This is a genomic window from Chroococcidiopsis sp. SAG 2025 (assembly GCF_032860985.1).
GTDB lineage: Bacteria > Cyanobacteriota > Cyanobacteriia > Cyanobacteriales > Chroococcidiopsidaceae > Chroococcidiopsis.
On record NZ_JAOCNC010000001.1, the window covers coordinates 58,966 to 83,681 of the forward strand.

Annotated in this window: 24 protein-coding genes and 1 pseudogene; 8 read left to right on the top strand and 17 right to left on the bottom strand. The window is 44.8% G+C overall.

Features of this window, described 5'->3' with window-relative positions; translation table 11 throughout:
* Nucleotides 1–117: 117 nt before the first annotated feature.
* A pseudogene (locus N4J56_RS00245) lies at nt 118–1,180 on the top strand (IS630 family transposase).
* Here the strand turns inward: N4J56_RS00245 and N4J56_RS00250 are convergent.
* The 9 genes from N4J56_RS00250 to N4J56_RS00290 form a co-directional block, all read right to left on the bottom strand.
* Entirely contained in the window at nt 1,177–1,524 is a 348-nt protein-coding gene (locus tag N4J56_RS00250) for a Uma2 family endonuclease (protein WP_317104614.1), read from the bottom strand. The pseudogene N4J56_RS00245 and the gene N4J56_RS00250 overlap by 4 nt on opposite strands.
* 24 nt (nt 1,525–1,548) lie before the next feature.
* Nucleotides 1,549–1,707: a hypothetical protein gene (locus N4J56_RS00255; RefSeq protein ID WP_317104615.1), complete on the bottom strand. Its 159-nt coding sequence runs from the start codon at nt 1,705–1,707 to the stop codon at nt 1,549–1,551.
* Nucleotides 1,708–1,748: 41 nt separating this feature from the next.
* Entirely contained in the window at nt 1,749–3,596 is a 1,848-nt protein-coding gene (locus N4J56_RS00260; protein WP_317110547.1) for an NAD+ synthase, read from the bottom strand.
* 68 nt (nt 3,597–3,664) lie between these two features.
* Nucleotides 3,665–4,819: an alpha-hydroxy acid oxidase gene (locus tag N4J56_RS00265; RefSeq protein WP_317104616.1), complete on the bottom strand. Its 1,155-nt coding sequence runs from the start codon at nt 4,817–4,819 to the stop codon at nt 3,665–3,667.
* Between the two features lie 2 nt (nt 4,820–4,821).
* Nucleotides 4,822–5,115, bottom strand: a complete 294-nt coding sequence (locus tag N4J56_RS00270; RefSeq protein ID WP_317104617.1) for a chorismate mutase — start codon at nt 5,113–5,115, stop codon at nt 4,822–4,824.
* Nucleotides 5,116–5,150: 35 nt separating this feature from the next.
* A complete protein-coding gene (locus tag N4J56_RS00275) occupies nt 5,151–5,897 on the bottom strand; it encodes an NUDIX hydrolase (protein ID WP_317104618.1) in 747 nt (248 codons plus the stop codon).
* Nucleotides 5,858–6,451, bottom strand: a complete 594-nt coding sequence (locus N4J56_RS00280; RefSeq protein WP_317104619.1) for a nicotinate-nucleotide adenylyltransferase — start codon at nt 6,449–6,451, stop codon at nt 5,858–5,860. The genes N4J56_RS00275 and N4J56_RS00280 overlap by 40 nt, the downstream gene beginning before the upstream one ends.
* Complete coding sequence (locus tag N4J56_RS00285) at nt 6,448–7,884, bottom strand: nicotinate phosphoribosyltransferase (RefSeq protein WP_317104620.1); 1,437 nt, start codon at nt 7,882–7,884, stop codon at nt 6,448–6,450. Before N4J56_RS00285 ends, N4J56_RS00280 begins: the two co-directional genes overlap by 4 nt.
* Before the next feature lie 305 nt (nt 7,885–8,189).
* On the bottom strand, nt 8,190–8,369 hold the full coding sequence (locus N4J56_RS00290) for a hypothetical protein (RefSeq protein WP_317104621.1): 180 nt from the start codon (nt 8,367–8,369) through the stop codon (nt 8,190–8,192).
* A 75-nt stretch (nt 8,370–8,444) separates the two neighbouring features.
* Between N4J56_RS00290 and N4J56_RS00295 the strand changes: the two genes are divergently transcribed.
* On the top strand, nt 8,445–8,597 hold the full coding sequence (locus N4J56_RS00295; protein ID WP_015152156.1) for a hypothetical protein: 153 nt from the start codon (nt 8,445–8,447) through the stop codon (nt 8,595–8,597).
* Nucleotides 8,598–8,742: 145 nt separating this feature from the next.
* Here the strand turns inward: N4J56_RS00295 and radC are convergent, their stop codons facing one another.
* The 4 genes from radC to N4J56_RS00315 all read right to left on the bottom strand — a co-directional run bounded on the left by radC (nt 8,743) and on the right by N4J56_RS00315 (nt 13,313).
* On the bottom strand, nt 8,743–9,474 hold the full coding sequence (radC, locus tag N4J56_RS00300) for a RadC family protein (protein ID WP_039717277.1): 732 nt from the start codon (nt 9,472–9,474) through the stop codon (nt 8,743–8,745).
* A 209-nt stretch (nt 9,475–9,683) separates the two neighbouring features.
* Entirely contained in the window at nt 9,684–10,622 is a 939-nt protein-coding gene (locus N4J56_RS00305; protein WP_317104622.1) for a phosphoribulokinase, read from the bottom strand.
* A 135-nt stretch (nt 10,623–10,757) separates the two neighbouring features.
* Nucleotides 10,758–12,671 carry a penicillin-binding protein 2 gene (locus N4J56_RS00310; protein ID WP_317104623.1) on the bottom strand — a complete coding sequence of 638 codons (1,914 nt, stop codon included), beginning with the start codon at nt 12,669–12,671 and terminating at the stop codon, nt 10,758–10,760.
* A 180-nt stretch (nt 12,672–12,851) separates the two neighbouring features.
* The gene (locus N4J56_RS00315) at nt 12,852–13,313 is read right to left on the bottom strand and encodes a hypothetical protein (protein WP_317104624.1); all 462 of its coding nucleotides are present in this window, start codon (nt 13,311–13,313) and stop codon (nt 12,852–12,854) included.
* Nucleotides 13,314–13,787: 474 nt separating this feature from the next.
* Here N4J56_RS00315 and N4J56_RS00320 point away from each other — a divergent pair, with 474 nt between their 5' ends.
* Nucleotides 13,788–13,931 (top strand): hypothetical protein, encoded by a 144-nt coding sequence (locus N4J56_RS00320; RefSeq protein WP_015152161.1) that lies wholly within the window; start codon nt 13,788–13,790, stop codon nt 13,929–13,931.
* Between the two features lie 208 nt (nt 13,932–14,139).
* On the opposite strand, the gene N4J56_RS00325 is transcribed toward N4J56_RS00320, so the two are convergent.
* Together N4J56_RS00325 and N4J56_RS00330 are read right to left on the bottom strand one after the other, a co-directional pair.
* A complete protein-coding gene (locus N4J56_RS00325) occupies nt 14,140–14,712 on the bottom strand; it encodes a siphovirus Gp157 family protein (RefSeq protein ID WP_317104626.1) in 573 nt (190 codons plus the stop codon).
* A 127-nt stretch (nt 14,713–14,839) separates the two neighbouring features.
* The gene (locus tag N4J56_RS00330; RefSeq protein ID WP_317104627.1) at nt 14,840–15,553 is read right to left on the bottom strand and encodes an ERF family protein; all 714 of its coding nucleotides are present in this window, start codon (nt 15,551–15,553) and stop codon (nt 14,840–14,842) included.
* 182 nt (nt 15,554–15,735) lie between these two features.
* On the opposite strand from N4J56_RS00330, the gene N4J56_RS00335 reads away from it, so the two are divergent.
* Nucleotides 15,736–16,182, top strand: coding sequence for a GNAT family N-acetyltransferase (locus tag N4J56_RS00335; RefSeq protein WP_317104628.1), 447 nt, complete (start codon nt 15,736–15,738; stop codon nt 16,180–16,182).
* 29 nt (nt 16,183–16,211) lie between these two features.
* On the opposite strand, the gene N4J56_RS00340 is transcribed toward N4J56_RS00335, so the two are convergent.
* Nucleotides 16,212–16,898: an HAD family hydrolase gene (locus N4J56_RS00340; RefSeq protein ID WP_317104629.1), complete on the bottom strand. Its 687-nt coding sequence runs from the start codon at nt 16,896–16,898 to the stop codon at nt 16,212–16,214.
* A gap of 74 nt (nt 16,899–16,972) precedes the next feature.
* On the opposite strand from N4J56_RS00340, the gene N4J56_RS00345 reads away from it, so the two are divergent.
* From N4J56_RS00345 to N4J56_RS00360, 4 genes are all read left to right on the top strand, one after another.
* The gene (locus N4J56_RS00345; RefSeq protein WP_317104630.1) at nt 16,973–17,677 is read left to right on the top strand and encodes a hypothetical protein; all 705 of its coding nucleotides are present in this window, start codon (nt 16,973–16,975) and stop codon (nt 17,675–17,677) included.
* Nucleotides 17,678–18,677: 1,000 nt separating this feature from the next.
* Entirely contained in the window at nt 18,678–20,540 is a 1,863-nt protein-coding gene (locus N4J56_RS00350; protein ID WP_317104631.1) for an NAD(P)H-quinone oxidoreductase subunit F, read from the top strand.
* A gap of 107 nt (nt 20,541–20,647) precedes the next feature.
* The gene (locus tag N4J56_RS00355; protein WP_317104632.1) at nt 20,648–22,138 is read left to right on the top strand and encodes an NADH-quinone oxidoreductase subunit M; all 1,491 of its coding nucleotides are present in this window, start codon (nt 20,648–20,650) and stop codon (nt 22,136–22,138) included.
* 143 nt (nt 22,139–22,281) lie between these two features.
* Nucleotides 22,282–23,601, top strand: coding sequence for a CO2 hydration protein (locus N4J56_RS00360; protein WP_317104633.1), 1,320 nt, complete (start codon nt 22,282–22,284; stop codon nt 23,599–23,601).
* Nucleotides 23,602–23,733: 132 nt separating this feature from the next.
* On the opposite strand, the gene N4J56_RS00365 is transcribed toward N4J56_RS00360, so the two are convergent.
* Entirely contained in the window at nt 23,734–24,711 is a 978-nt protein-coding gene (locus N4J56_RS00365) for an MvdD family ATP-grasp ribosomal peptide maturase (protein ID WP_317104634.1), read from the bottom strand.
* Nucleotides 24,712–24,716: the final 5 nt, after the last annotated feature.

A 24,716-nucleotide genomic window follows, 5' to 3' on the forward strand; every position in this document is an offset into this window, starting at 1 on the left:
TTGCTGTTGCAAAGCTTGGGTGAATGCTACTGTTGCATCGTACTGGTCTGATAAGTAGTAGGGCATAATTAAACGTAAGATAGAGAAAAGCCAAAAACTTGCTGATTTTGACCACTCATGCCTGCTCCTTTACGTATCGTTTTGACAGAGTCAGAAGACCGGACGTTGAGTGAACTTCGGGTTGCCAAAACCGTTGCTCAACGTACCCGAGATCGAGCACAAATGCTTCGACTCAATGCTCAAGGATGGGTAGTGCCAGCGATTGCCGAAATTTTTGAGTGCCAAGAGCAGACAGTGCGCGAAACCATCCGCCGTTGGCAGCAGCAAGGGTTAGGTGGATTATGGGATGCTAGTGGACGAGGAGCTAAAGCCAAATGGCAAGAAGCAGACATGGCCTACCTAGAACAATGCCTAGAGCAAGAAGCCAGAACCTATAATAGTCAACAGCTAGCCCAGAAGCTAGAGCAAGAACGACAGGTAAACCTAAGTGCTGACCGGATTCGCCGCATTCTAAAAAAAAGGGCTTTAGTTGGAAGCGGACTCGACACTCGCAACGGGGCAGACAAGATCCTGAGTACAAAGCACTCAAGCAAGCCGACTTAGACACACTCCAACTAGCTGCCTGTGAAGGGTACATTGACCTGAAGTATCTTGACGAATCGGGATGTTGTCTGGAAAGTCCAGTCAGTTATAGTTACTCTCGCATTGGAGAGCAGAAACACCGAAGAGCAGGTCAAATCCTATGGAGACCGCATTAGTATTCTAGGGATATGGCAACCAGAGCAGTCGTTTGACTATGCTCTGGTACAAGGCAGTTTCCACAAGGAACGCTATGTTAAAGTGATGAACGCTCCTTGCCCAAAAGAGTGAGCAGACATTGCTACAAACCGGACGGCTCACAGTCGTGGTGCAAGATAATGGTTCGGCTCATACCAGTCATCTTGCCCGTGAGCACTGGCAGCAGTGGCAGTCGAAAGGGCTATATCTCTTTTTTCTCCCCCAATACAGTTCACATATGAATCTGATTGAAGCGCAGTGGCATCAACTCAAAACCCATGAAATAGCCGGAAGGATTTTTGATAACGAGTATGATTTAGCGAATGCCATGATTGAGGGCATGGAGAATCGAAGTCAACAAGGGGGATGGACACTGGAACGTTTTATGTTTAAATCTGCCTAGCTACTTATATTCAAACAGCGCACCAATAAATCTAAATCTAAATCAGGTAGAAACTCACTTCTAGATGTTTGCTCGTATCCATTAAAACGTAGACGGTAAATAAATAATTGTCTGTTGCGATAAAACCAGACTTCAGGCACTCCCCAGCGGCGATATTTTTCTAATTTGTCTACTCCACCACTAGTAATAACTACCTCAATGGCAATATCTGGAATTTCTTTTTTAGTTATGAGATTATATGACTCATCAGGTTCTCCCCTCACACCTAATTCGAGGCTTCCTAGGGTATAGCCGCCGCAACGATAAAAGCGAATGCCAATAAATCTCAAGTAAATTTCTAGCAAAAGTCCAATGGTTGATTTATACTCCTAATGCTCCGGCGAAGGTGCCATTATCTCCAAAATTCCATCCAGGTAAGTCAAGCGTACTTTGGTATCTTCTAATAATGCCGCGATCGCCTCAAATTTCTCCCACGAAATGTCATACAGCGTCACGCAATTATCTTGAAGCTGTTGAGTTTGAGTCATCTTTTTTCCTCCAATATTTAAAATCAACGACAAGAGAAACGTTATCGCGGTGGTAAAGAAGGACTCAAAGAAGCTTGCGACACTACCTCAGACGATGGAATTGTACTACGAGAAACCCACTTATTCGCAATTGGCATTCGCCAGCCAGTACCAAAAGCGCGATCGGTAATTTTTAAACCAGGAGGCGCTTGACGACGTTTAAATTCTGCCTTGACAACCAGTTGCACGACGCGATCGACCACAGCCGCATCATGTCCAGCAGAAACAATTTGCGCCGCCGATTGATGCTCTTGAATCAACTTTTGTAAAATATCATCCAAAGTATCGTAGTCAGGGAGAGAATCTTGGTCTAACTGACCTGGCTTTAATTCTGCACTGGGGGGTTTGTTGATGACATTTTCGGGAATTGTGGGGAGTCGGGAGTCGGGAGTCGGGAGTCGGAAATTGGTATTCACTCCCTCACTCCTCACTCCTCGCTCCTCGCCCCTCTCATTCAGCCACCGACAGATCGAATAGACGCGGGTTTTGGGAACATCTGCGATCGCGGCGAGTCCGCCATTCATGTCGCCATAAAGGGTGCAGTAACCTACTGCCATTTCCGATTTGTTACCAGTAGAAAGCAGGAGATAGCCAAATTTGTTGGCAACTGCCATGAGTAAATTACCGCGAATCCGCGATTGAATGTTTTCCTCAGCAATACCGAAGGGCGTACCGGCAAACAACGGTTCTAGAGTTTTGTCATAGCCTTGCATTAACTCTCCAATCGGGATAGTCTGAGTTAATATGCCCAAATTCTTGCCTAATTCCAAGGCATCTTGAACTGAGTGTTCCGAACTGTAGGGAGAAGGCATGAGTACGCCAAGAACATTCTCTTTACCTAAAGCTGCGGTTGCGATCGCTGCTACCAGTGATGAATCAATTCCCCCACTCAAACCAAGTACGACTTTAGAAAAGCCACACTTGCGCGTGTAGTCTCGCACGCCTAAAACAAGTGCCTGCCAAATTTCCTCATCTAGATTTGCAGGCGTTGAAGCAATTTTACTTGGTTGTAAATCTCTTGCTTGCTCGTCGTATTCTACGATTAACAAATCTGTCTCAAACGCCCGCGCGCGGCAAAACATTTCCCCAGCACGATTAAAGCCAACGCTACAACCATCAAAAATCAGGTCGTCATTCGCTCCAACTTGGTTGGTATACAATACTGGAATTTGGTGACGCATAGAGCCATGTTGCAACATTGCTTCTCGGATCTGCTGCTTATTGGCACTGTAGGGAGAAGCAGATAAATTGACAACGAGATCTACTCCTTGTTGAATTAACTCCTCAATCGGATTAATCGCATAACTGCGCTTACCCCAAAATTCTTCGTCATTCCATAAGTCTTCGCAGATGGTGACTCCAATTTTGAGTGGTGCGTACTGCGTTGGTAGGGGCGCACGGCTGTGCGCCCCTGAAAATTCTTCCAAAACTAGAGCATTGGCTTCCAATCCTGGTTCAAAATAACGATATTCGTCGAATACATCGTAAGTGGGCAGGAGGCGTTTGTGAAAGATTTGTTGAATTTTGCCGTGTTGTAGTAAGGCAACACTGTTATGCAAAGGCTTACCACCAACACAAAGAGATCGCTCGTTAAGTCGAACGCAACCTACCAAAACTGCCATTTGAGCTGGTAATTCTTCAGCTAGCTGTTGCAAAGTTGCTCCCATTTGAGCTACAAAACTAGGGTCTAGTAGTAGATCCCTTGGTGGGTAGCCGCATAAAGATAGTTCTGGTGTCAGCAACAACCGCACGCTCTGTTTTTCAGCTTGTTGTGCTGCTACCAAAATTTGCTGAGCATTTCCATTTAAGTCGCCAATTATAGGATTGAGTTGAGCGATCGCAATTTTCATAATTGGTAATTGGTAATTGGTAATTGGTAATTGGTAATTGGTAGTTGCTCCTCTGCTCCTCAGCTCCCTCAGCTCTCTTCTCCCACTCCCGATTCTCGTACGGGCGGGTTTGGAAACCCGCCCGTACCGACTCCCGACTCCCGTGTTACCAGTGAGGAGTCTATATCTTGCAATTTGGCGCAGCCGCTTAATGCCATTGCTAAACTGAGTTCGTCGCATAAAATTTCAATGACGTGCTGTACTCCTGTCTCACCTGCTACGGCTAAACCCCACAACACGGGACGACCGACCAGCACAGCTTTTGCTCCCAATGCTAGCGCCTTTAAAATATCGGTACCACGTCTAATCCCACCGTCCATTAAAACCTCGACACGATCGCCTACAGCAGCGACAATTTGAGATACAACGTCAATAGTTGCGATCGCTCCATCGAGTTGTCTGCCACCATGATTTGAGATAATAATTGCCTCAGCGCCACAATCTACGGCACGTATTGCATCATCTGGACGTAAAATTCCTTTGACAACAAGTGGTAACGGTACGAGCGATCGCAACCATGCTAAATCTGTCCAAGTTACGCCAGGATCGAGTTGTTCGGCAAAATAGGCAAACAAACCCGACTCGCCTTGACGGTGGGGAATATCTAAGTCTTTGTCTTGTAAATTACGCAAATTGGCTAATTCCATACCTTGAGGGAGGATAAATTGATTGCGCATATCCCTCTCCCTTCTTCCTAGAAATGGCGCGTCTACGGTGACGCACAGCGCCTTTGCACCGCACTTATAGGCGTACTCTACTAAGGCGCGAGTTAAATTGCGATCGCGATGAATATACAATTGAAACCAAGTCTGAGGGTTGGCGATCGCGACTTCTGACATACTCTTAGTAGACAGGGTACTCAACACCATCCCAACCCCTGAATGAGCCGTCGCTTTCGCTGTAGCAACTTCTCCGGCGGGATCGGCTAGACACTGAAAAGCCATTGGTGCAATCAGGATTGGCGCACTTAAAGATTGCCCTAAAATTGTCGTACTCAAATCTCGTTGACTCACATCCACCAACATGCGTGGATATAATCGGTAGCGATTGAAAGCAGCGCGATTATCCTTCAACGTCACCTCATCCCAAGCGCCGCTAGCATAGTAATCCCAAGCCATTTGAGATAAGCGATTTTGTGCCAGCGTTTCGTATTCAAATAGATTGATTGGGGTGGATGGAATCATAATTACTTCGATTCCCAATGCTTCAATTCTTCTTCGATAAAATAGCCAACTAAATCTCGATAGATCTTTTCAATTGCATCAGGATTTAGCTCGGCTTCTTCCGCCCAAATTCGTCGCTGTTGTAACATGGCATTAAACCGATCTATAGCCTTTACACCATCAGTATCTTTTTTAAATTGAGCCGCTGCTTTCACATAATTAAATCGCTGACCCAGCAATTCTATAACTCGGCGATCGATCGCATCAATTTCTTGTCGAATCTCATGAATATCCAAACATTCTTCTGCTTCTTTCATCCCCTACTCCCTACTCTCTGCTCCCTGCTCCCTATTTAAATAAACACCAAAGGCTTATCTTTAAAAGGAGCAAATGCCTCCGCATTAAATCTATATAGACTAGCTGGACGACCTGCGCCTCGCGATACTTTAATTCCCGTGTCGCATAAAAAACCTAATTTTAATAACTTGGCTCGAAAGTTAGAATAATCAGAAAAGTTCTCGCCTAAAACTGTCGTGTAAAGCTGGTATAAATCACTTAAAGTAAACATTTCCGGTAACACTTCAAATGCGACTGGACTATATTCCAACTTATTTCGCAAACGTCGATGTCCGTATGCCAAAATCTCATTGTGATCGAAAGCTAATTGTGGCACTTCCTTAACGGGATACCAAGCAATCCCACTCACTCCATCGGCAATGAGTTCTGCATCCTCAAATCTGACTAAGGCAAAATAACTCACGGAAAGATATCGAATTCCAAAACTATTAGCTTCCTCGCGCGGATCGCGGTGAGGTCCACCAAACGTATATAACTGTTCTAAATAGAGATTTTTAGCTCTAATTTTTTCTGCCAAAATTCGATAAGCAGCATTTTCTAATGATTCTCCTTGACGCACCAATGTACCAGGTAAACCCCAGTAATTTACAAAAGGTTCCTGATGGCGCATAACTAACAGTACTAAAAGCCGATTTTGAGAAGTATCAACGGAGAAAATAACGCTATCAACTCCAACTTTAAAATCAGCTAAAGGTTGCGAACTTATCGGATCGATAACTTTTCTTTGGGTGCGTCCTGGCATTTGTACAAATGCTGTTGGTGAATGTATGCCTTGACTTGTGGGGTAACGGCTTCTGGATCGCAGCGATCGCGATACGCTGTAGAAGAGACATCTAAACCAGTCAAATCGGCGATCGCAATCTTTGCCCCTAACTCGCGCAAGCGTGCCAAATCCGATTCCTCTATCCCATATCCTGGGCGCGGTATAACTAGTAATTGTACCTGCTGTAATAAATCTTTAATTCGATACCAGCGGGGTAATTGTTCGATTAAATCCGCACCAATAACTAACGTTAGTTCTACCTGTCCCCATTGTTGCGCCTTTTCCACTGTTTCCAGCGTTCGATGGCTGCTCAACTCCTGATAAAACCCAATATTCTGCCGTTGAGGTTCGATCTCGGCAATTAACAGTTGCAACATTTGAGCGCGATGTTGTAACGGTGTTTGCTGCGACTTAAACGGGTTATCTGCTGCCCAAACCGCTACGCGATCGTAACGTTCTGCTAGCCAACACAAAATTTCTTGATGTCCTGCTGTCGGTGGATCGGCACTCGTGCCAAATAAAGCAATCCTCATGATCTTCCTTCGCTAGCTACAATCCTGCGCGGTTGGTGTTTTGTTGTCTCTGTCAACTCCTGTAAAGCAGCAGAAATTTGCACCTCTACTGTTGTAGGATTATCGAGTTGCCTGCACTGGGTAGGTAGGCTTTCAACTGTCGCTGCCGTTCGTTGGCGAATCTGAGCAATCGCTTCTGGTGGCTGTATGATTTTCCCTCCCTGCATCACCATTTCTAGCAAAGGTTGTTCGCCCGATCGCGGATTGTCCGTTATTAATCCCAGGCGATCGCGTAGAGACGTTACATGTAACGTCTCTCCATAGTGGCGAAAAATCTGCTTGCGACCGGGATAAGTCATTTTGCCGCTCGATTCTTTCATGACTGGAATGCCATCAATTTCTACCAGCTTGTAGACACCATTGACAGGCGCACCCGTAACCAATCGCGTTCCCAATCCGTAACCGTCAATGCAAGCACCACTTGCTTTCAGTCTGGCAATCTCCCATTCGTCTACGTCACCACTGGCGAAGATTGGTACACCAGGGAGGAGCGATCGCACCTGTTGCGATAGAGTTAGCAAATCCCCCGAATCGATTCTCACTCCAGTCAGTTGCATTTTGCCTGAGTGAATTGATTCTGCCAAGGATTGAGCGGCGGCGATTGTATCGTAAGTATCAATCAATAGCGGCGCTCCCGGAAAATAGCGATGGAAAGCGGTAAATGCGTCAGCTTCGCTACCTGCTGTAGCTGCAAGTGCCATCACTAGCGAGTGTGCCATTGTCCCGCTGGTTTTTTGCCCCAGTCGTACCGCTGCTAGTACGTTCGACGTAGCATCTAGTCCTGCTGCTAAAGCGGCACGAGCTGCCCACAGAGAAGCTTGAGGACTAAATGCCCTGCGCGTACCAAATTCTAATAACGTTGCCTCCGCACCCGCAACATCCCGCATTCTGGCGGCGCGTGTAGCTACCAAGGTTTGATAATTAATGGTATTGAGAAGATAGGTTTCTACTAACTGCGCTTGCCACAAAGGGGCTTCCACTCGTAATAGTGGTTCGTGAGGAAATATTGCCGTTCCTTCCCGTACAGCCCATACATCGCCCGTAAACTCAGCCTCAGCCAGCAGCGACCAAAATTGTTTTGGTGCTTGCTGAAACAGTCCCGTAGCCTGCAAAGCTACAATTTGTTCGGGGCTAAATCTCAACTTTTCCAAGTATTCTAATGCTTGGGCTAAACCCATGGCGATTAAATAACCGAATCCTTGGGGTAAGCGGCGCACTGTTAATTCAAAACTTGCCTGAGATTGTTCCAACCCTTCACCAACATAGCAAGCTGCCATTGTTAGCTGATAAAGATCGGTCAGCAGGCTGTAATCAACCTCTGTCAGCGTCAAGGCTCGATCTTCTCGTTCTTGGAGTATGGTGTTTTCCGCACCGTTCCAGCGTGAACTCGTCATCTCATCGTTCTCTCATGGCAGCGTTGTTTTAATTATAGTAATTTCTACCAAAAATATGTCAAGTCCCTTTGGGCAGTAACCAGTGACCAGTTAATTCTGACTCGTGACTTGTGCTTATCCCCACTCCTCACACCCCATGCGTCATACAATACTCAACTACTAATTCCCTGACAACTGATAACCGATCGCTGATAACTGATAACTGACCAAATATATACCTTTCTTAATAGTGATTTTAGAAGAAATCCGACTGTAGAAAAAGTAAAAGTAATTGTAGAGAGTTTTATTCATATAAAATAAGACTACTAATAAGTTAGCGATCGATGGCGATCGCATGATAAAAAAAGACTTGTTATAATATTTAGCCAATGACAAAATACAGTCATAATATAAGTTAACAAACTATTTGAGTCGGCTGTATAACGAATTGCAAACATCAACAAATAAGTATTGCGATCGATTGCAATAGATTGAGTAACGCTCATAATTAGCCGATAACAAACATAAAATAAGAATTCATACAGCTATCTCATTCATCCTCACTTCTGGAGATGAACTATATGAATATTTCCAAAATGCTAGACAGCGCTGCTCAATATATTATTGAAGCCATGACACGGATTTTTGGTCCTAGCGATGATGCCTATCCAGCTATTGGTACGCAGCCTTTTACAGGAGAACCCTATAAACATCGTCGTCACGCTGATTGGTAGACAGCCGATTAGAAGACAACCAATTGAAAGACAGTAGTAGGGGCGTACTGATGTGCGTCCCTATTTGTATCGTTTGCGCCAACCGTTTTAATGATGTAGTAGATTACATCACAAGCTTATGGGCTATCGTCGCGAAAAAATGCTTTCAATCTCCCTGCGGGTATTCTTCCCACAAACCAGTTAGCTCTCGCAAGCTTTGATGGTTGCCATTACCTAAAATTAGATGATCGAGTATGGGAATACCTAATAACTGCGCTCCTGCTAATAACTGGCGGGTTAATTCAATATCTTGCGAACTCGGTTCGACATTTCCTGAAGGGTGATTGTGAGCCACAATGACTCGCGTTGCTCCTTGACGAATTACCTCGCGGAAAATTTCACGGGGAGAAGCAAGAGTTTCTGTTGCCGTACCAATTGTTATCACCTTCGTCCCAATGAGACGATTTTTTACATCTAAAAGTAAGACGGCAAAACGCTCCTGAGGTTGCCACATTAAATCTTGACTCAACACCGCCGCCGCTACTGCGGGACTTTCTATTGGTTGACGGTCTAAAGGACGAGACTGAAACACACGCTTACCCAACTCAACTGCTGCCAAAATGGTTGTTGCTTTGGCAGGACCAATACCATCAATTTGCATCAGTTCTTGAATGCTGACTTCTCGCAACACTGCTAAAGGTTCGCGTTGATTTTTACTCAATTCTTGTAAGATATATTGCCCTAATCCAACAGCAGAAAGTTTTCCTGCTCCTTGCCCCGTACCGAGCAAAATAGCAATTAACTCGGCAGTGGCTAAAATTTGCGCTCCATGAGTTATTAGCCTCTCACGGGGGCGTTCTGTAGTTGGTAAATCGGCAATTCTGAGGCAATAGGTCATAAAGAAAACGATCGCTCGGGCGATCGCAAAGGATAAAAGAGCAAATCGGCAGTCTTTTGTCAACCACCGATCGCTATACTTTATAGTTATCCCCGATTAGTTAAAGAAATCACGGTTGAAATCAGTTAGCAGGGAGCGCACGAGCAGGGAGCAGGGGGAGCAATTCTGGTTCCACTAGCCACCAGCCGCTAGTCACTGACAAATGACCGCTAAACAATCCGAGCAGCTTTAAGCATGTGATAGGAAATTAGGAGTTGAGTTAAGGCAAGTGGATAACTTTGCAGTATTTCTCCGGTTGTTCCCACTAGCTTACCCAGATCGGGGTTGCTATCCGTACTGCAAAATGGAATTAAGGAAGGAATTTCGCTACACAACATTCGTTCTAAGTGAATTACGTCTTCCTTAGTGGCATGACCGTCAATTTCTAGGACATCGACCGGTTTACCCATATCGCGATCGAGTTCTAGGCGAATTGGTGAGGTATAGTCAGCTCGATTTGATTGAATGATTTCGGTAAAACCTGGATGGGGAATGGTCGGACGCAGAACTAGTCTGACGTTCAAATGACTGTTACTTTCTTCTGCATCTTCCCGCGGTGGATAAAAACTGACTACAATATCAGACCACTGGCGCTGGGGACGGATAAAAGCTTCAGAATCGGGTTCGCGCTTTTGTAATTCTCCCATGACTTGTTCTGGAGTATAACCGCGCTTCATGGTGTCACGCTTAACTTTCCAAGTTGCCCGCAGCGATTCGGGTGGCGCAAGGTAAACTTTGACATCATAGCTATCTCTCGCACCCCGGGTAGAATAACCGAGCAAGCCTTCGACGATAACAAATTTATCCGGTTTGATATACTGTGGTGGCTCAAACGTACCTGTTTTGTGACTGTAAACTGGTTTGAGAATTGGCTGTCCCGTTCGCAAGAGAGACAGGTGTTGTTGCATAATATCTAGATAGTTGCAGTCGGGATGTAATGCCGTAATTCCTAGCTCTTTACGTTGGACGCGATCGTAGCGATGGTAATCATCCGTACAAATTACCGTGACATTTTCTTCACCTAGCACCTGAGCAATTCCTTTAGTTAAAGTTGTTTTGCCAGCGGCACTATCACCAACAATACCTAGCACGATCGGACGATTGCTCATGGTGACTCCTACGAAGCTAAAAAGGCTAGCCAAGGTAATTCTTGGATTTGCTTTATTCTAGGCAAGAATGCAGAGCAACTCAACAGTTATGAGGGAGCAGGGAGTCGGGAGCAGGGAGTCGGGAGCAGGGAGCAGTTAATTCTGACTCCTGACTTCTGAATTCTGAATTCTTTGAGTGGGTTGATTTGGTGGAATTCGTTCCGTAGAGATTAGGGCATCTATGACAGATTTCACTACGGGAACGGCTGTGGTGGAACCGCGAATTAGTTGACCTTTAGGTACTTTGGTCGGTTCGTCTATGACTGCTAAAATAACGTAACGTGGCGCATCTACGGGCAGAATACTCACAAAACTGGTAATTTTGGCTGTACTATCGTAGCCACCTCTGGCACTGGCTTTTTGAGCCGTACCCGTTTTACCCGCAATGCGATAACCGGGAATCCGAACAGTTTTCCCCGATCCTTGTGTAACCACAGTCTCCATCATTTCTAGTACTGTTTTCGCAACGGAAGGAGAAAACACTTGCTGCGGTGTTGGTAAAGTCGGTTGCCATTGAGGATGACCATTGGAATCGAAGCGTCCTCTAACAACATGAGGAGTGACGAGTTTACCACCATTGGCTAAAGCAGCGTGCAACTGTACCAGCTTAATCGGCGTAAGAGCAAAACCTTGACCAAATGAAGCGGTAGCTGGTTCAATTGGATAAGTTACAAACTGCTTTTTACTTTTAATTTGACTGGGGGCGACAGCAGCTAAATCTGTAGCGAGAGATTGCCCTAAACCCAATTTTTTTAACCAATCATAGTAGGTAGCTGGTGGAATTCGTTGTGCGATCTGTACCATTCCAACATTACTAGAATGTTGGAGGATACCAGCGACGGAAAGCTCTTTGTATGGTTCTGGATCGGCATTTTTAATTATCCTTCCGCCTATTTTTATCGTGTCTGGATCGGGAAAGATTTCATTAGGATGAATTGCTTTTAGCTCCAGCGCGATCACCACATTCAATGGCTTAAATGTCGAGCCTGGTTCGTATAAATCTGAGATTGCCCAATTCCGAAACAACTCAAAATCAAATTTGTAAAATTCATTTGGATCGTAAGATGGTTCGTCCACCATTGCCAAAATGCTGCCGTCTCGCGCATCCATGACAATAACGCTACCCCGCTTCGCCTGCACTGCTTTTAACTGCTTGCTGAGAGCTGCTTGAGCTGCACGCTGCAAGCGCAGATCTACCGTCAATTCCAAGCGTGTATCGTCAACCTCGGCAAAGTTATCGGGAACGGAATAACTCATAATTTCGTTATTTCCGTCCCTGGACAACGATGGAATTGGTTTGACCAAGCTTTCTAGTTGCTGATTGTAACTCGCTTCTACCCCTGCCTTGCCTTCACGATCCGTATTGACATACCCCACTATGTCTGCTAGGAGAGTGTGTTGCGGATAGAAGCGCGAAAATTGTGGAACTAGCTCAAGACCTCTAACCTTCTTACCATCAATCGTCAAGCTATCGATCTGCTGGAACATTTCTTCAGGAACCACTGAAGTCAAGCGAATTGAATTACTAGGTTGATTGAACCGCTTGACAAGCTGAGCAGGAGAACCCTGGAGTAGGGGTGCTAGCCGAGCAGCAATTTTTTCTTTGGATACATTAAATTGACCGGGACGAGCATATAAGTGATAGACCAACCGATCCATCGCCAGTACATTTTGATTGCAATCTACAACTGGGCGACGGATGACAAACCCAGGCATACTTGTCAACTGCTGTTTGCGTGCTTGTGCAAACAATTTCGGTGCGTGTATGACTTGCAGTCGATACAATTTTATTCCCATTGCTACGCAAGTCCCCATCAGGACGCTCCATACAAGTAGCAGCCGCAATAAGGGCAAGCGGTTGCTCTTTTGTTGCTGATTTGAAACTGGCTTTTCTACTGTCCGAGGTTGCTTCAGTCGTTGGCGATGCTGAGGGCGGTTTGCTTGGCTGCGATCGCGGTTTTTAGCAGTACGACGCTGACGACGGGCATCAGAAGAAGGAAAGATAGACATTTTCAGTAATGCGTGGTGAGGGAGCAGGGAGCACACGAGCGCACGAGCAGGGAATTGGGAGTTGTAGGGGCGGGTTTAGCAAATAAATTGACAGCCTCAACCGGAAATCTTCGCTCAAAACCCGCCCATACAGGGGAGTAACTGATAGCTGATAACTGATAACTGATAACTGATAACTGTCTAGTAACCTAGTGGCAAAGAAGTCAAACGAGGAGGTTGAGTTGCGGGTGAAACTGGCTTTGGCGCTCTGGTAGTCTGGCTAGCAGGCTCTAGAGCGATCGCTTCAGCAGGGCTAGGATACACCAGTCCCGTTTCTGGTTCCTGTGCTTGCGTTGCTAAATCATTTTTTAGCACTGCATTTTTTTGCATCAATTGCCGCTCTTGTTTTTTTAATTCTTCTAGTTGACTGCGCGCTTCTTGCCATGAGCTTTGGGAGTACGCCGACCAGCCATAAGCTACAAGTAATGCAGTCACTAATAGAGCAGTCACAGCCGCACAGCGATTTTGTAAGTGGCGCAAGCTAGTCAGCCATACAGGAGCCGATCGCGAACTACTCAAAGGTCTGATGCTCTTGGTATTAGCAGGCACTGGTTTTTGCCGCTGGCGATTGGAAACACGAGTTTTAGGAGCCTTAGCCATCATACTTAGCCATCATACTTTGGGCAGATGAACACCCCAATTCTAATGGCAACTTTCTCTAACAGATACTCTCGTCAACTTTGTTAAAGAAATATTATTCACTGAAGAAGTCGATAGAAGACATTCTGTCCCCTGTCTTCTGTCTCCTGTCCCCTGTCCCCTGTCATAAAAGTACTGTTTAATTTCTCACACTCAAAGTTACGTCCAGAGAGGGAAGATATTTGACATCAGGAACGACTTAAATAAAACTTTAATTTTGAGGGCATGGCATCCATACTTGAAGTATAAGCTTTATAAATGAAGCACTGTACTGCAAGTAAATAAATTCAACCAATCGTCAAAACCCTCAGTCCAGGCTGTATATCAGCCGTCAACTTAAGCCGCTATAGTTCCGGTAGTGTAAAAAAAGTCAACAAATGCGGTATCGTGATCAAGAGCGGCTCGTTCATTTTTACCGCATTTGGTGAAAGAGGAGTTATGAACAAAAAATTCATCGGTTTAGCTTTAGTTTTCAGCTTATTGGGCGGCTTTTTAGGAGCCTGTGGTGATGCTGGTGGTGGTGGCGGTACTGGTACTAGCCCCTCTCCTGCTGAATCCCCTTCTCCTGCTGCTACCCCCTAATCGCAGCGATCGAGTCAAAAGCTCGCTCTCTATTAATTTTCAAGATCTCCTGCACAGCAACAATTCTCAGCCTTATCCCCCTGTGAAAGCTGCTGTTGTGGGAGATTTTTTTTCAGTTATCAGTTGTCAGGGTGTGGGGTGTAGGGTGTAGTGAGTGAAGAAGGAATGCACAATAACCGATCGCTGGTCGCTGGTCACTGGTCACTAGTCACTTAATTCTTATACTCGTACCGCGATCGCCCAGGGAAGCAAAATCTAAAGTCTCTCCTGCTTCTAAGGCGGCGCGAATGGCACTCGTGTTTGGTTCGATTGAAGTGGTTGTGAACCGTTCGGGGAGTTGCTGCGGTAAGAGATCTGGTTTAAGGATTAAGGGGGCTTTACCACCATTTTTGGATAAAGACAGCCGATAACGAGTAGTTTCAATCGTCTTGAGTTGCTGCGACTCAAAAAACCACTTCAATCGCTCTTTTAAGAGTTGCGATCGCCTTTCATCCGCTCTAGCTAGCTCCATTAGACGTTGCGCTTCTGCTTTTCTCGCCTCAGCACGCGCTTGCATTTCCGAGATCAAAGCCGCGTATCCATCCAACTTGCGATCGCGTTCTGTTCCTAGCTGTTGTAACCATTCGTTGAGGATTTCTTGTTGTTGGGTGTCGTCTCCAGCTTCATCTAGGATTTCATTTAATCGCTCTAAATCTTCACCAATACTAAAGAGCGATCGCGATCTAGATTGGGGCAAGTTATTTTCAGATGAATTTTTTTCGGCTGAATGAGATGGAGTCACCTTTCAAGTGTCCTAATTCAATTGGTCATGGGTAATTGGTAACGCTTGTGGAAGTCAAAAGTCAAAAACTCTACACAAATGACCAATGACTGACTACCAATTACCTCTCATCATAAGCAAATAATTATCAGCTTTCTTGCAGAATCGGTTGGGCTTCTGGTTCTGGTAAGGAACGAAGATGATTCAAAAATTGTTGTAGTTCCTGCTGGCTGAGCTGCTGACGGCTGGATTTGCCGAATTTATCTTGTAAGTATAGCCGTCCTTGGCTACTCGACCAACCAACACGCTTTAATTCTGCTGTGGTTTGTTCGAGCAATACCGAGTCTACTTTGCTAGGATTGACGACATATCGATTCATCGGCTGCCTAGTATTGAGTCTTTGTGGTGTCCTTTCTGGATCGTCATCTGATGGGAGACAAAAGCAAGAACGGACGGCGTATTTTGTGGCTCCTGTAATCGCTTTATATACAGCTTTATCGCCAGTAGGACGACTATCTTTCCACGAATAGTCTTCGGCGTAACCTGGCGCGCTGACACTTAAAGACTCACCTGTTTCTGTATCTACAATTGTTAAGCGGACGACTACTGAAGCTCGTCCCGGCTCGATGTGAGATTCAATACAATCTGCGATCGCGATTAATCCTTGTTCGCTACAGGCTTTGTGTACTGGTAGAAGAACATCGCCAGCAGTGGTGTAGCTATATTTCTGAAAGTCGTTCCAACCAGTTTTTTCTAAAGGTTGCAAATCCTTCTGTACGGCTAAGATCTTTTTATATAGCTGACTTTTAGTATGAGTCGCTGTTTCGCTGGTTGTTGTGGCGCTAGTTAATGTTTCGCTCATAACGCTATCCTTGGTAGTGTTACCTCAAGCTGGCTTCAGAGGCGATCGACTCCGTTCGAGCTGTAAGTGAAAATATACCTCGTCTACTATTATAGTACACATGTACTTAAATCTAATTTCTATACATCCTCTATTACCAAGCTAGCCTGGTAATCTGGGATAGATCAAAATTCAAGCAGTTTATGGAAGTTTTTCTGGCTAAAATCGAGCATCTTGAACTGATAGCTATACTATTTGACCAATATCGCGTTTTTTATGGACAAGCATCGGACTTGGCAACTGCAAAGATTTTTCTGCAAGAACGATTGCAAAAACATGATTCTGTCATCTTTGTTGCAAGTGATGGACAAATCGTCGGATTTACTCAGCTTTATCCCAGTTTTTCTTCAGTATCGATGCAACGAATTTGGATTTTGAACGACCTATTCGTCGTCGCAACGCATCGTAGAAAAGGGATTGCCAAATTATTGCTGACAGCAGCAAAGCAGTACGCTCAAGAAACTGAAGCAATCAGAATCACTCTCGCCACACAAATTTCTAATATCTCAGCACAAGCTTTGTATGAATCACTCAAATACACCAGGGATGAAGAGTTTTATCACTATTCGTTGAGATTGAGTGAATTTTGACTTTTGACTTTTGACTTTTGGCTTTTCTATCATCTTTGCAACCAAACCGCTCTTAACCCAGCCGCTTTCGCGCCATGATAATCTTCTTGTAAGCTGTCGCCTACGTGCCAAGCCAAATCTGCCGAACATTGATGTTTGTCCAAAGCAGCAGCAAAAATTTGCGGATCGGGTTTAGCCGCACCAACTTCGGTAGAAATTGTTACGGAAGTGAAAAACTTGGATAAATCCAAAGCTTGTAAAACCGAATGCAGGCGCGAATCGAAATTAGACAGTACCCCTAACTCAATGCCTAATTTCTGCCAAGATTGCAATGCTTGCAGAACATCGGGATAAAGTACCCAAGGTTTTGCTGTGGAAAAATGTGCGTATAGTTGGCTGAAATAGCCAGAAAAATCGGTAAAACTATCTAAAAATCCAACTTGTTGAAAAGTATTCCGGGCGATCGCTTCCCACCATTCAAATTCGCATTGAGGAATCTCCTCTGGCTGCTTGCCAAGAAATACAGGCGGTGGCGCAGTTTTGAAACTTTGATAGAAAGCACTGTTGACACGATCTGCTGGTACGGTAACGCCAAATTGTTGTGCGATCTGAGCGTACACTTCACCAACACTGCCTTTAACTCCAAACATTGTCCCGACAGCATCGAGGAAGATAACTTTAGGTTGCTTAACATCACTCAGTTCGCTATCCATCGTGCTTCTTACGATTTGTGTCATTTTGTAAAATTTATGAAATAATCTATCAATAGAGAGAGTTACAAATTGTAAAAATAACTAGCAGCAAAATATAAATGAATCTGAGTAGCTTAGCGCAGCCATTGCTCAAAGAAAAGCAAGAAGAGTTAGATATTCAAGATTTACAAGGTTTATGGCGAATTAATTGGAAAATCGATCGCATGACACTTTACTCAGGAATTTACACGCGAGTAGACCAAGTGTTTATTATTTGGGCTGTCATTGTTGGCGTTATGTTTGCCACAGCGCAGTTTTTACCGATTAATTGGACAATACAAGCAATTTGGTGGTCGAGCTTGACTATAGTGGGTGCGATCGCCATGATGAGTCTAACTTGGTTTTGGGCAGGAGTAGAACGTCTGCGTTGGGTCGTCTGTGGTTGGGCAATTTTAGTACTAACAGGTGTGGTTTTAACCGATTTAGGGATATTTCTCGGTTGGGGTGAAATTTTAATCCACTTATGCCCGATGTGGTTGAGTTTGAGTGCAACTGGTTATTTGTTTACAGGCATTGGTTTGCGATCGCGTGCTTTATTCTTGGCTGGCTGTCTTCACTTTTTGAGCGTTGGTTTCTTATCTTACGTCGGCGGTTGGCAGTTTCTCACCACTGGTGCGGTCATGAGTTGTAGTTTACTACTGCTAGCTCAATTGCAATGGGATATGCGATCGCCAATTGAATATGCACTACTTACTTCCGCACAGCAGCAGTTTAACCGCCAGCAGCATCAGCAAAGAATTCGGAACTTGGAAATAAAATCTTAAAAGATTGTTTCAAACAATACAGACTTTTCTGGCATCGTCCATAATTAAAAGTACAAATAATTAGCGAACAAACCGCTAATGTTGTTCAACCAGAGCAGAAATTTTGCTGTTTAATCTGCTAATTTCCGCCCGAAGGAGAACGATGTCAGGGCAGAAAATGGTTGTCCCAAACTCGCGAGTGTTTAATTGACCGTACAACTTAATTTTGTTGGTAGTGCTGGTATTGGTGTAGGGTTTTTGTCGTTTCCCCTGCTTTGCAGTCTTTAGAGGGATGTGAAACCATCCATTTAGAACAGCCTGACAAGACTAACAGCCATAGCTTTTGCCAACAAAGCAGTCGCAAGTTCAAATCACAAATTACCGATTACACACTTTAAGCAAGAATGTGTATCATGTGTCTCCGCTCGGAAATTCTGTATCCTTGATAATACTTTTTAATTCACCTCAAGTCACAGCACTTGAGGTTTTTGTTTTTGGGGGTTTTGATTTGGAATTTTTGATTCTACGGATCTTCACGACAAATTTCCACAGATATTTGAGGAAATATTTTTCTTGTTAAGCCAAGTAGATATGAGATTTTGTATCTCTAGGTAGAGACAAAATTTCATTTGGTTTAGGTAAAAATACTCTTATTTCTAATTTCTAATTCCCGTCTTCTGTATTTCGTCTGCAAGCGATCTCACTCGTTCTGCTAATCGGTAGATCTCGATACTAACCATCAGCAATTTCAATGTACGCTTTCAAACCATCAACAGAAATCAATTTTAAGCATAGTTATTCTCAATGATTTTCCTTTATAAGAAAAATTTATCTAACTTATCGCATAGTTTATTAGATAAATAAGTTCTTTGTAATCCATATAAGTGGCTTTGATTAATTGAAAAATTAAATAATCATAAATCTGCTTGGTTTATATATTCTCAGCTACACTCGTGGCTTTTCCAGGCAGATTCGATGTATTCAGAGTTTGAGTTGTTTTACGCAGTGAGTATTCATACCGATGGCTGACACCTTCCTCCAAACCATCTGGTTAGTTCCCATTTATGCCCTGATAGGGGCAATTTCGACGATTCCTTGGTCGCCTGGAATTATTCGACGCACGGGACCCCGCCCAGCAGCATATATTAACTTGGTGACGACTGCTGTTGCCTTCACCCATGCTTTAATTGCTCTGAGCGCATCTTGGAACAAACCAGCTCAATACTTATATTTTTCTTGGTTGCACGTAGCCAATTTTGACTTCACGATCGCCGTAGAAGTTTCTTCACTTACGGTAGGTGCGATCGCTTTAGTTACAGGCTTAAACGTGCTAGCGATCGTCTTTGCGATCGGCTATTTAGAAATGGACTGGGGGTGGGCGCGTTTCCACGTCATGATGGCGCTGTTTGAAGCCGGGATGTGCGCCTTAGTGCTATGCAACTCCCTGTTCTTCAGCTACTTTATTCTAGAAATTCTCACCCTGTGTACTTATTTGTTACTAGGCTTCTGGTTCAGTCAGCCATTGGTAGTCACGGGAGCAAGAGACGCTTTTTTGACCAAACGGGTAGGCGATTTGTTTCTATTAATGGGGGTACTTGCTCTATATCCCCTCGCCGGAACTTGGGATTTCTCAGAACTCGCACGGTGGGCGCAAACAGCTAACGTTAACCCCACAGCGATCGCGTTGGTATGCTTGGCTCTGATTGCCGGTCCAATGGGTAAATGCGCCGTATTTCCATTACACTTATGGCTGGACGAGGCAATGGAAGGTCCCGTACCAGCAACGATTTTACGTAATTCCGTAGTTGTAGCAACAGGTGCTTGGGTACTCGTGAAACTTCAGCCAGTCCTGGCACTTTCGCCTTTCGCCCTATCTTTTGCCACATTCATCGGTGCGGTGACAGCTGTAGGTGCTTCTTTGATTGTCATCGCTCAAGTTGATGTCAAGCGCGCTTTGTCATATTCTGTCAGTGCCTACATGGGTTTGGTATTTGTGGCTGTAGGTACGGGACAAACTCAAGCCGCACTACTGTTAGTGTTTACCCATGCCGTAGCAATTTCACTGCTCGTCATGAGTACGGGTGGTGTAGTTTGGAATAGCATTACTCAGGATCTCCGCCTTTATGGAGGTTTGTGGTCGCGCCGACCGATTTCAGCTATTGCCTTTATTGTTGGTGCAGCCGGATTAGTGGCTTTTCCACCCCTGGGCGGATTTTGGGCATTGCTGCAAATAGCAGATGGATTGTGGACAACTCAGCCTTTGTTAGTCGGAGTAATTTTAGTCACGAATGCACTGACAGCTTTCAGCGTCACTAGGGTATTTTGCCTCATGTTTGGCAACAAACCCAAGCCAATGACCGTGCGATCGCCTGAAGTTCATTGGCCCATGATGTTACCAATGACAATCTTAATGGGCTTTGTCATGCACGCTCCGTTGGTATTGCAAAGCTTGTCGTTACTGCCAGAATGGGCATACATCAACAAAGATGTAGCTTTGTTATTAATTTGGTCTACGATTTTTGGGTGCAGTATCTCAGCTGTAGTTTACCTCTCACCCTTGGTTCCAAAACCAGTCACGCTACCTTGGAAGCCACTGCAAGACTTTTTCGCCTACGATCTCTATACAGCTAACTTGTATCGGGTAACGATTGTATTTGGAGTAGCTGTAGTTTCTCGCCTAATTGCTCTGATCGATCGCTACTTAGTTGATGGGATTGTGAATTTAGTTGGCTTAGTCTCGATTTTCGGAGGCGAAACCCTAAAATACAGCACTTCTGGACAATCGCAATTCTACGCCTTAACTATCTTGCTAGGTGTGTGTTTGTTAGGCACGATCGTCGGCTGGCCCCTGCTATCTCACATGGAACTCAGTTTTGCATTCTAAAGAGAGAGCAGGAAGTAGGGAGTAGGGAGAAAATTTAACTTTTCTCACGCACCGCGCACCACGCACCACGCACCACTTTATTACCAACTACCAATTTCAAAATCGTTATGCTGAGTGCTTTGATCTGGATACCTGTCGTCGGTGCTGCTTGCATTGGATTTATACCAATGAAAGGAGATCGGGCGCGATCGCTGGCTTTGGCGATCGCCACTGGCATCATTATTTGGACGCTGGTACTGCTGAGTCAATTTGACATCTCCTTAGCTGGGATGCAGTTTTCTGAATTGTTGCCTTGGATTGATACCCTTGGATTGAGCTACAGCTTGGGGGCAGATGGTTTGTCTATCCCTCTAGTCGCCTTAGCAGGGGTATTGACCTGGATTGCTATTTACAGTAGTAGCGAAAATATTACCCGTCCTCGGTTGTACTATGCTTTATTGCTGCTGATCTATGCTGGGGTGGTGGGTGGATTCCTAGCGCAAAACTTGCTGTTGTTCGTTCTATTTTACGAAGTCGAGCTGATTCCTTTCTATCTGCTGATCGCAATTTGGGGTGGAACGGCAAAGCGCGGTTATGCTGCAATGAAGTTTTTGATCTACACGGCAGTTTCGGGAATTTTAATTCTAGCTGGCTTTTTGGGGATTACTTGGCTGACAGGCTCTTCTAGTTTCGATTACAACGCGATCGCCACCACGGGATTACCCCTTCAAGCGCAATTGATCCTCCTAACCATCCTGTTAGTTGGATTTGGGATTAAGATTCCTTTGGTTCCCCTACATACTTGGTTGCCCGATGCTTACACGGAAGCTTCTCCACCCGTAGCAATTATGTTGGGGGGAATTCTGGCAAAGTTAGGAACCTATGGGATTATCCGATTTGGTCTAGGACTATTTCCCGAAACTTGGGCGATCGTTGCGCCTGGTTTAGCGATTATCGGAGCAATTAGCGCGGTTTACGGTGCGGTAACGGCGATCGCTCAAAAAGACATCAAGCGCATGGTTGCCTATAGTTCAATCGGACACATGGGTTATGTCATGCTGGCTGTGGCTGCTGCTACTGAATTGAGTACGGTCGGCGCAGTGGCGCAAATGGTTGCTCACGGTCTAATTTTGGCAATTCTCTTTAACTTGATTGGTGTCATTGAAACTAAAGTCGGGACTCGCGAACTTGATGTCCTGAATGGATTGATGAGTCCGATTCGCGGATTACCCTACATTAGCGCCCTTCTAGTGATGGGAGGTATGGCAAGCGCGGGAATTCCAGGCATGACTGGTTTTATTGCCGAATTTTTAGTCCTGCAAGGTAGTTACGCTAGATTTCCCTTACCTACCCTCGTTTGCGTCATCTGTACGGGTTTAACAGCGGTATATTTTGTGATTTTGCTCAACCGTACTTGCTTCGGCAAGTTAGATAACAAAACAGCTTACTATCCCAAAGTTACCTGGTCGGAAAAAGTTCCCGCCCTCGTCCTCACAGCGCTAATCCTATTTTTGGGCATTCAACCAACTTGGTTAGTACGTTGGAGTGAAACCACTAGCGCCGCCATGGTTGCTACGGTTCGTGTCAGCACCACACAGCAAATTGCGATTAAAAATTAGGATAAGGACGCATGGCTGTGCGCCCCTACGACTCTCCAATATTTCTGTAGGGGCGGGTTTAACCACAGAATTTTTTGTTCTTTAACCAAAACTCTCAGAAACCCGCCCCTACATCTCTTTACTACTCACTACTCACTCCCATCATGGTACTTGCTCAAGAAAAATCTACAGCGAAACTGCCCCCATCCAAGCATGAATTTGCCGATATCATTCATCGCTTAGAAGCAGGTGGGGCAATGCTACCAGATACGCCAGAAAACCTGATGCAAATTATCGGTATTTATAAGGCATATGCCGTACCGATGGATTTCTACTGGCGCGACTTACTTTATATTGGCGAACGAGTCTTCCTCGAACCGCTACCCTTTTTCAAATACTTCATTCCCCAAGAGTATTTAGACCTGCACAATCATTATGCAGGCGACGATGCCGATTTGCGGATTTGGCGGGGACCAGCCACAGCGCATCCCGAATTACTTGCCTTTATGGAAAAAGGTGAAACCCGCAAGATGCCTAGATTGCTGCATCACTGGTTCCACGATCGCATCAACATGGAATTTGCCGAAGAATGTATGCGGGCGATGCTATGGCACGGTAGAGATATGGGTTATGGCAAATTCGATGCCTATCTCGATTCAGATGAATATAAGGCAAATGCCGATCGCGCCATTAAAGCTTATTTCAAGTATAATCCAGCCATGCTGGGGCTGTATAAGTTATTTCCAGAAATGTTCTTAGAACAGTGCCGTCAGGCTTCTTATTACGCCAACCTGGGCTTATTCTGGGAGGTGATGGCTCCAGTCTTCTTCGAGATGTCTGATATTTACGATGAAGGCGGATTTAAGGGAGTCCCTGACGCGATGAATTTCTTGGTGAATGGAATTTTTGCGATCGCGGGTCGTCCAATTTACCACCACGTTTATATTCGCGGCGAACGCTACGAAATTATTCCTAAATCAAAAGGGTTTACCTGGCTTTATGAAGCGGCGTTACCTTATGTCGAAGCTGTTTTCTACCGCACCTCTCCTTTCCGTGGGACGAAATCATATAATGCCCAAGCCGGACAAATTCCTACCGAACAGAAAGATTTCCACTATGGCGTTTTATATGCTGATAAATTTCCTGTAGGTACGGCTGGTATTCCACCTACGTTGTTAGCACAAGATATGTATCATTTCTTGCCTCAATATCTTAGAGATTATTACCAGCAGCACTGTCGAGGCGAAGATGATGTTTTAGTGCAATTGGGTATTACATTCCAGCGATCGATGTACTGCGTAACTTCTGCGGTTATTCAAGCGTTGAGGACTGCATTGTTATATCCATTAGACGATCCAAATCCAAAACATTTGCAAGCAAATCGAGAGTTTTTTGAAAAGCAAATTAATCGCTTCTGTCGTCCAGAATTTGATATGAGAAATGCGGCACGTTTGCGGCAAATTCAGACTTCAGATTATCGCTAGAAGTCCCCCTAACCCCCTTTGTTTTCAGTTTTTGAGGGGGGCTTTTGTATTCTCAGAATCTTGCTTACCAAGTAAAGAAGATCCCTCCAACCCCCCTTTTTAAGGGGGGCTTTTTATGTAAATATCACTGCCTTAAAAAGGGGAGCTTTTTACGAGGATATCTGCGATCGCTTGCGAAATTGGTAAACCAGCGTGTTTTTCCAACCAATAAAACTCACCTACGGGATTAATTTCTAAAAATATATAACGCCCGTCTGGAGTCAAAATGAGATCGAATGCTCCATAGTTTAACTGAAAATATGTCATCATCTGTCGCAATTTCACAGCAAGTTCTTGAGGAAGAGTGTAGGGTTGCCAAGCATCAATCAAAGTCAATCCCTGTCGCCGCCAGTCATGATGTGCTTCAGGAGAAATTTGAGAGTCAATAGCAGCTGTAAATACGTGCTGTCCCACAATTGTTGTCCTTAGTTCCAACGCTTTAGGAATATTTTCCTGAAAGCACATCGGACAGAAACGCAGTCCCTCTAGGTTTTCTAAATCCTCGGGCTTGACTGAATTGGTAAAAACAACTTGCTCTTGTCCTCGATCGTAGATTGCAAAGGTAGTGAGCATTTTCGTCACCATACCCGATCTGCACTCTCGCGCAAATTTCAATACTGCTTGGGGATTGTTTGTGATGAGAGTACGCGGAATTTCTAAACCTAGCAATCGCGCAATTTGTAATTGTAACTGCTTGTGTTCTGCGCGACGAATATCAGATACAGAATCGAGATGGAAAACATTGAGACTAGCGATCGCCCCCAGAATTGTAGCTTGCGACTCTTGAACTGAGGCTTGGCGTAGTTGAGCATCCATTGTTGTCGGAATCCTTGCACCCATGCGAATGCGCCGATACCAAACTGCGGATACATCTTGTAAATTGAGTTGGTTTGCGCCATCATTCAGCACGAACCGTTCTGTTCCCAGTCCAAAGTAAACCTCTAACTGTGTCTGCGTCGGAAAGCGATCGGTATCAAAGCGAAATACTTTCCCACCTTGAGCCGCGATCGCATCCATAACTAAGGAAATACCCTCATGATCTCGACTATGAGTCACGATCAAAACTGTCATATCGT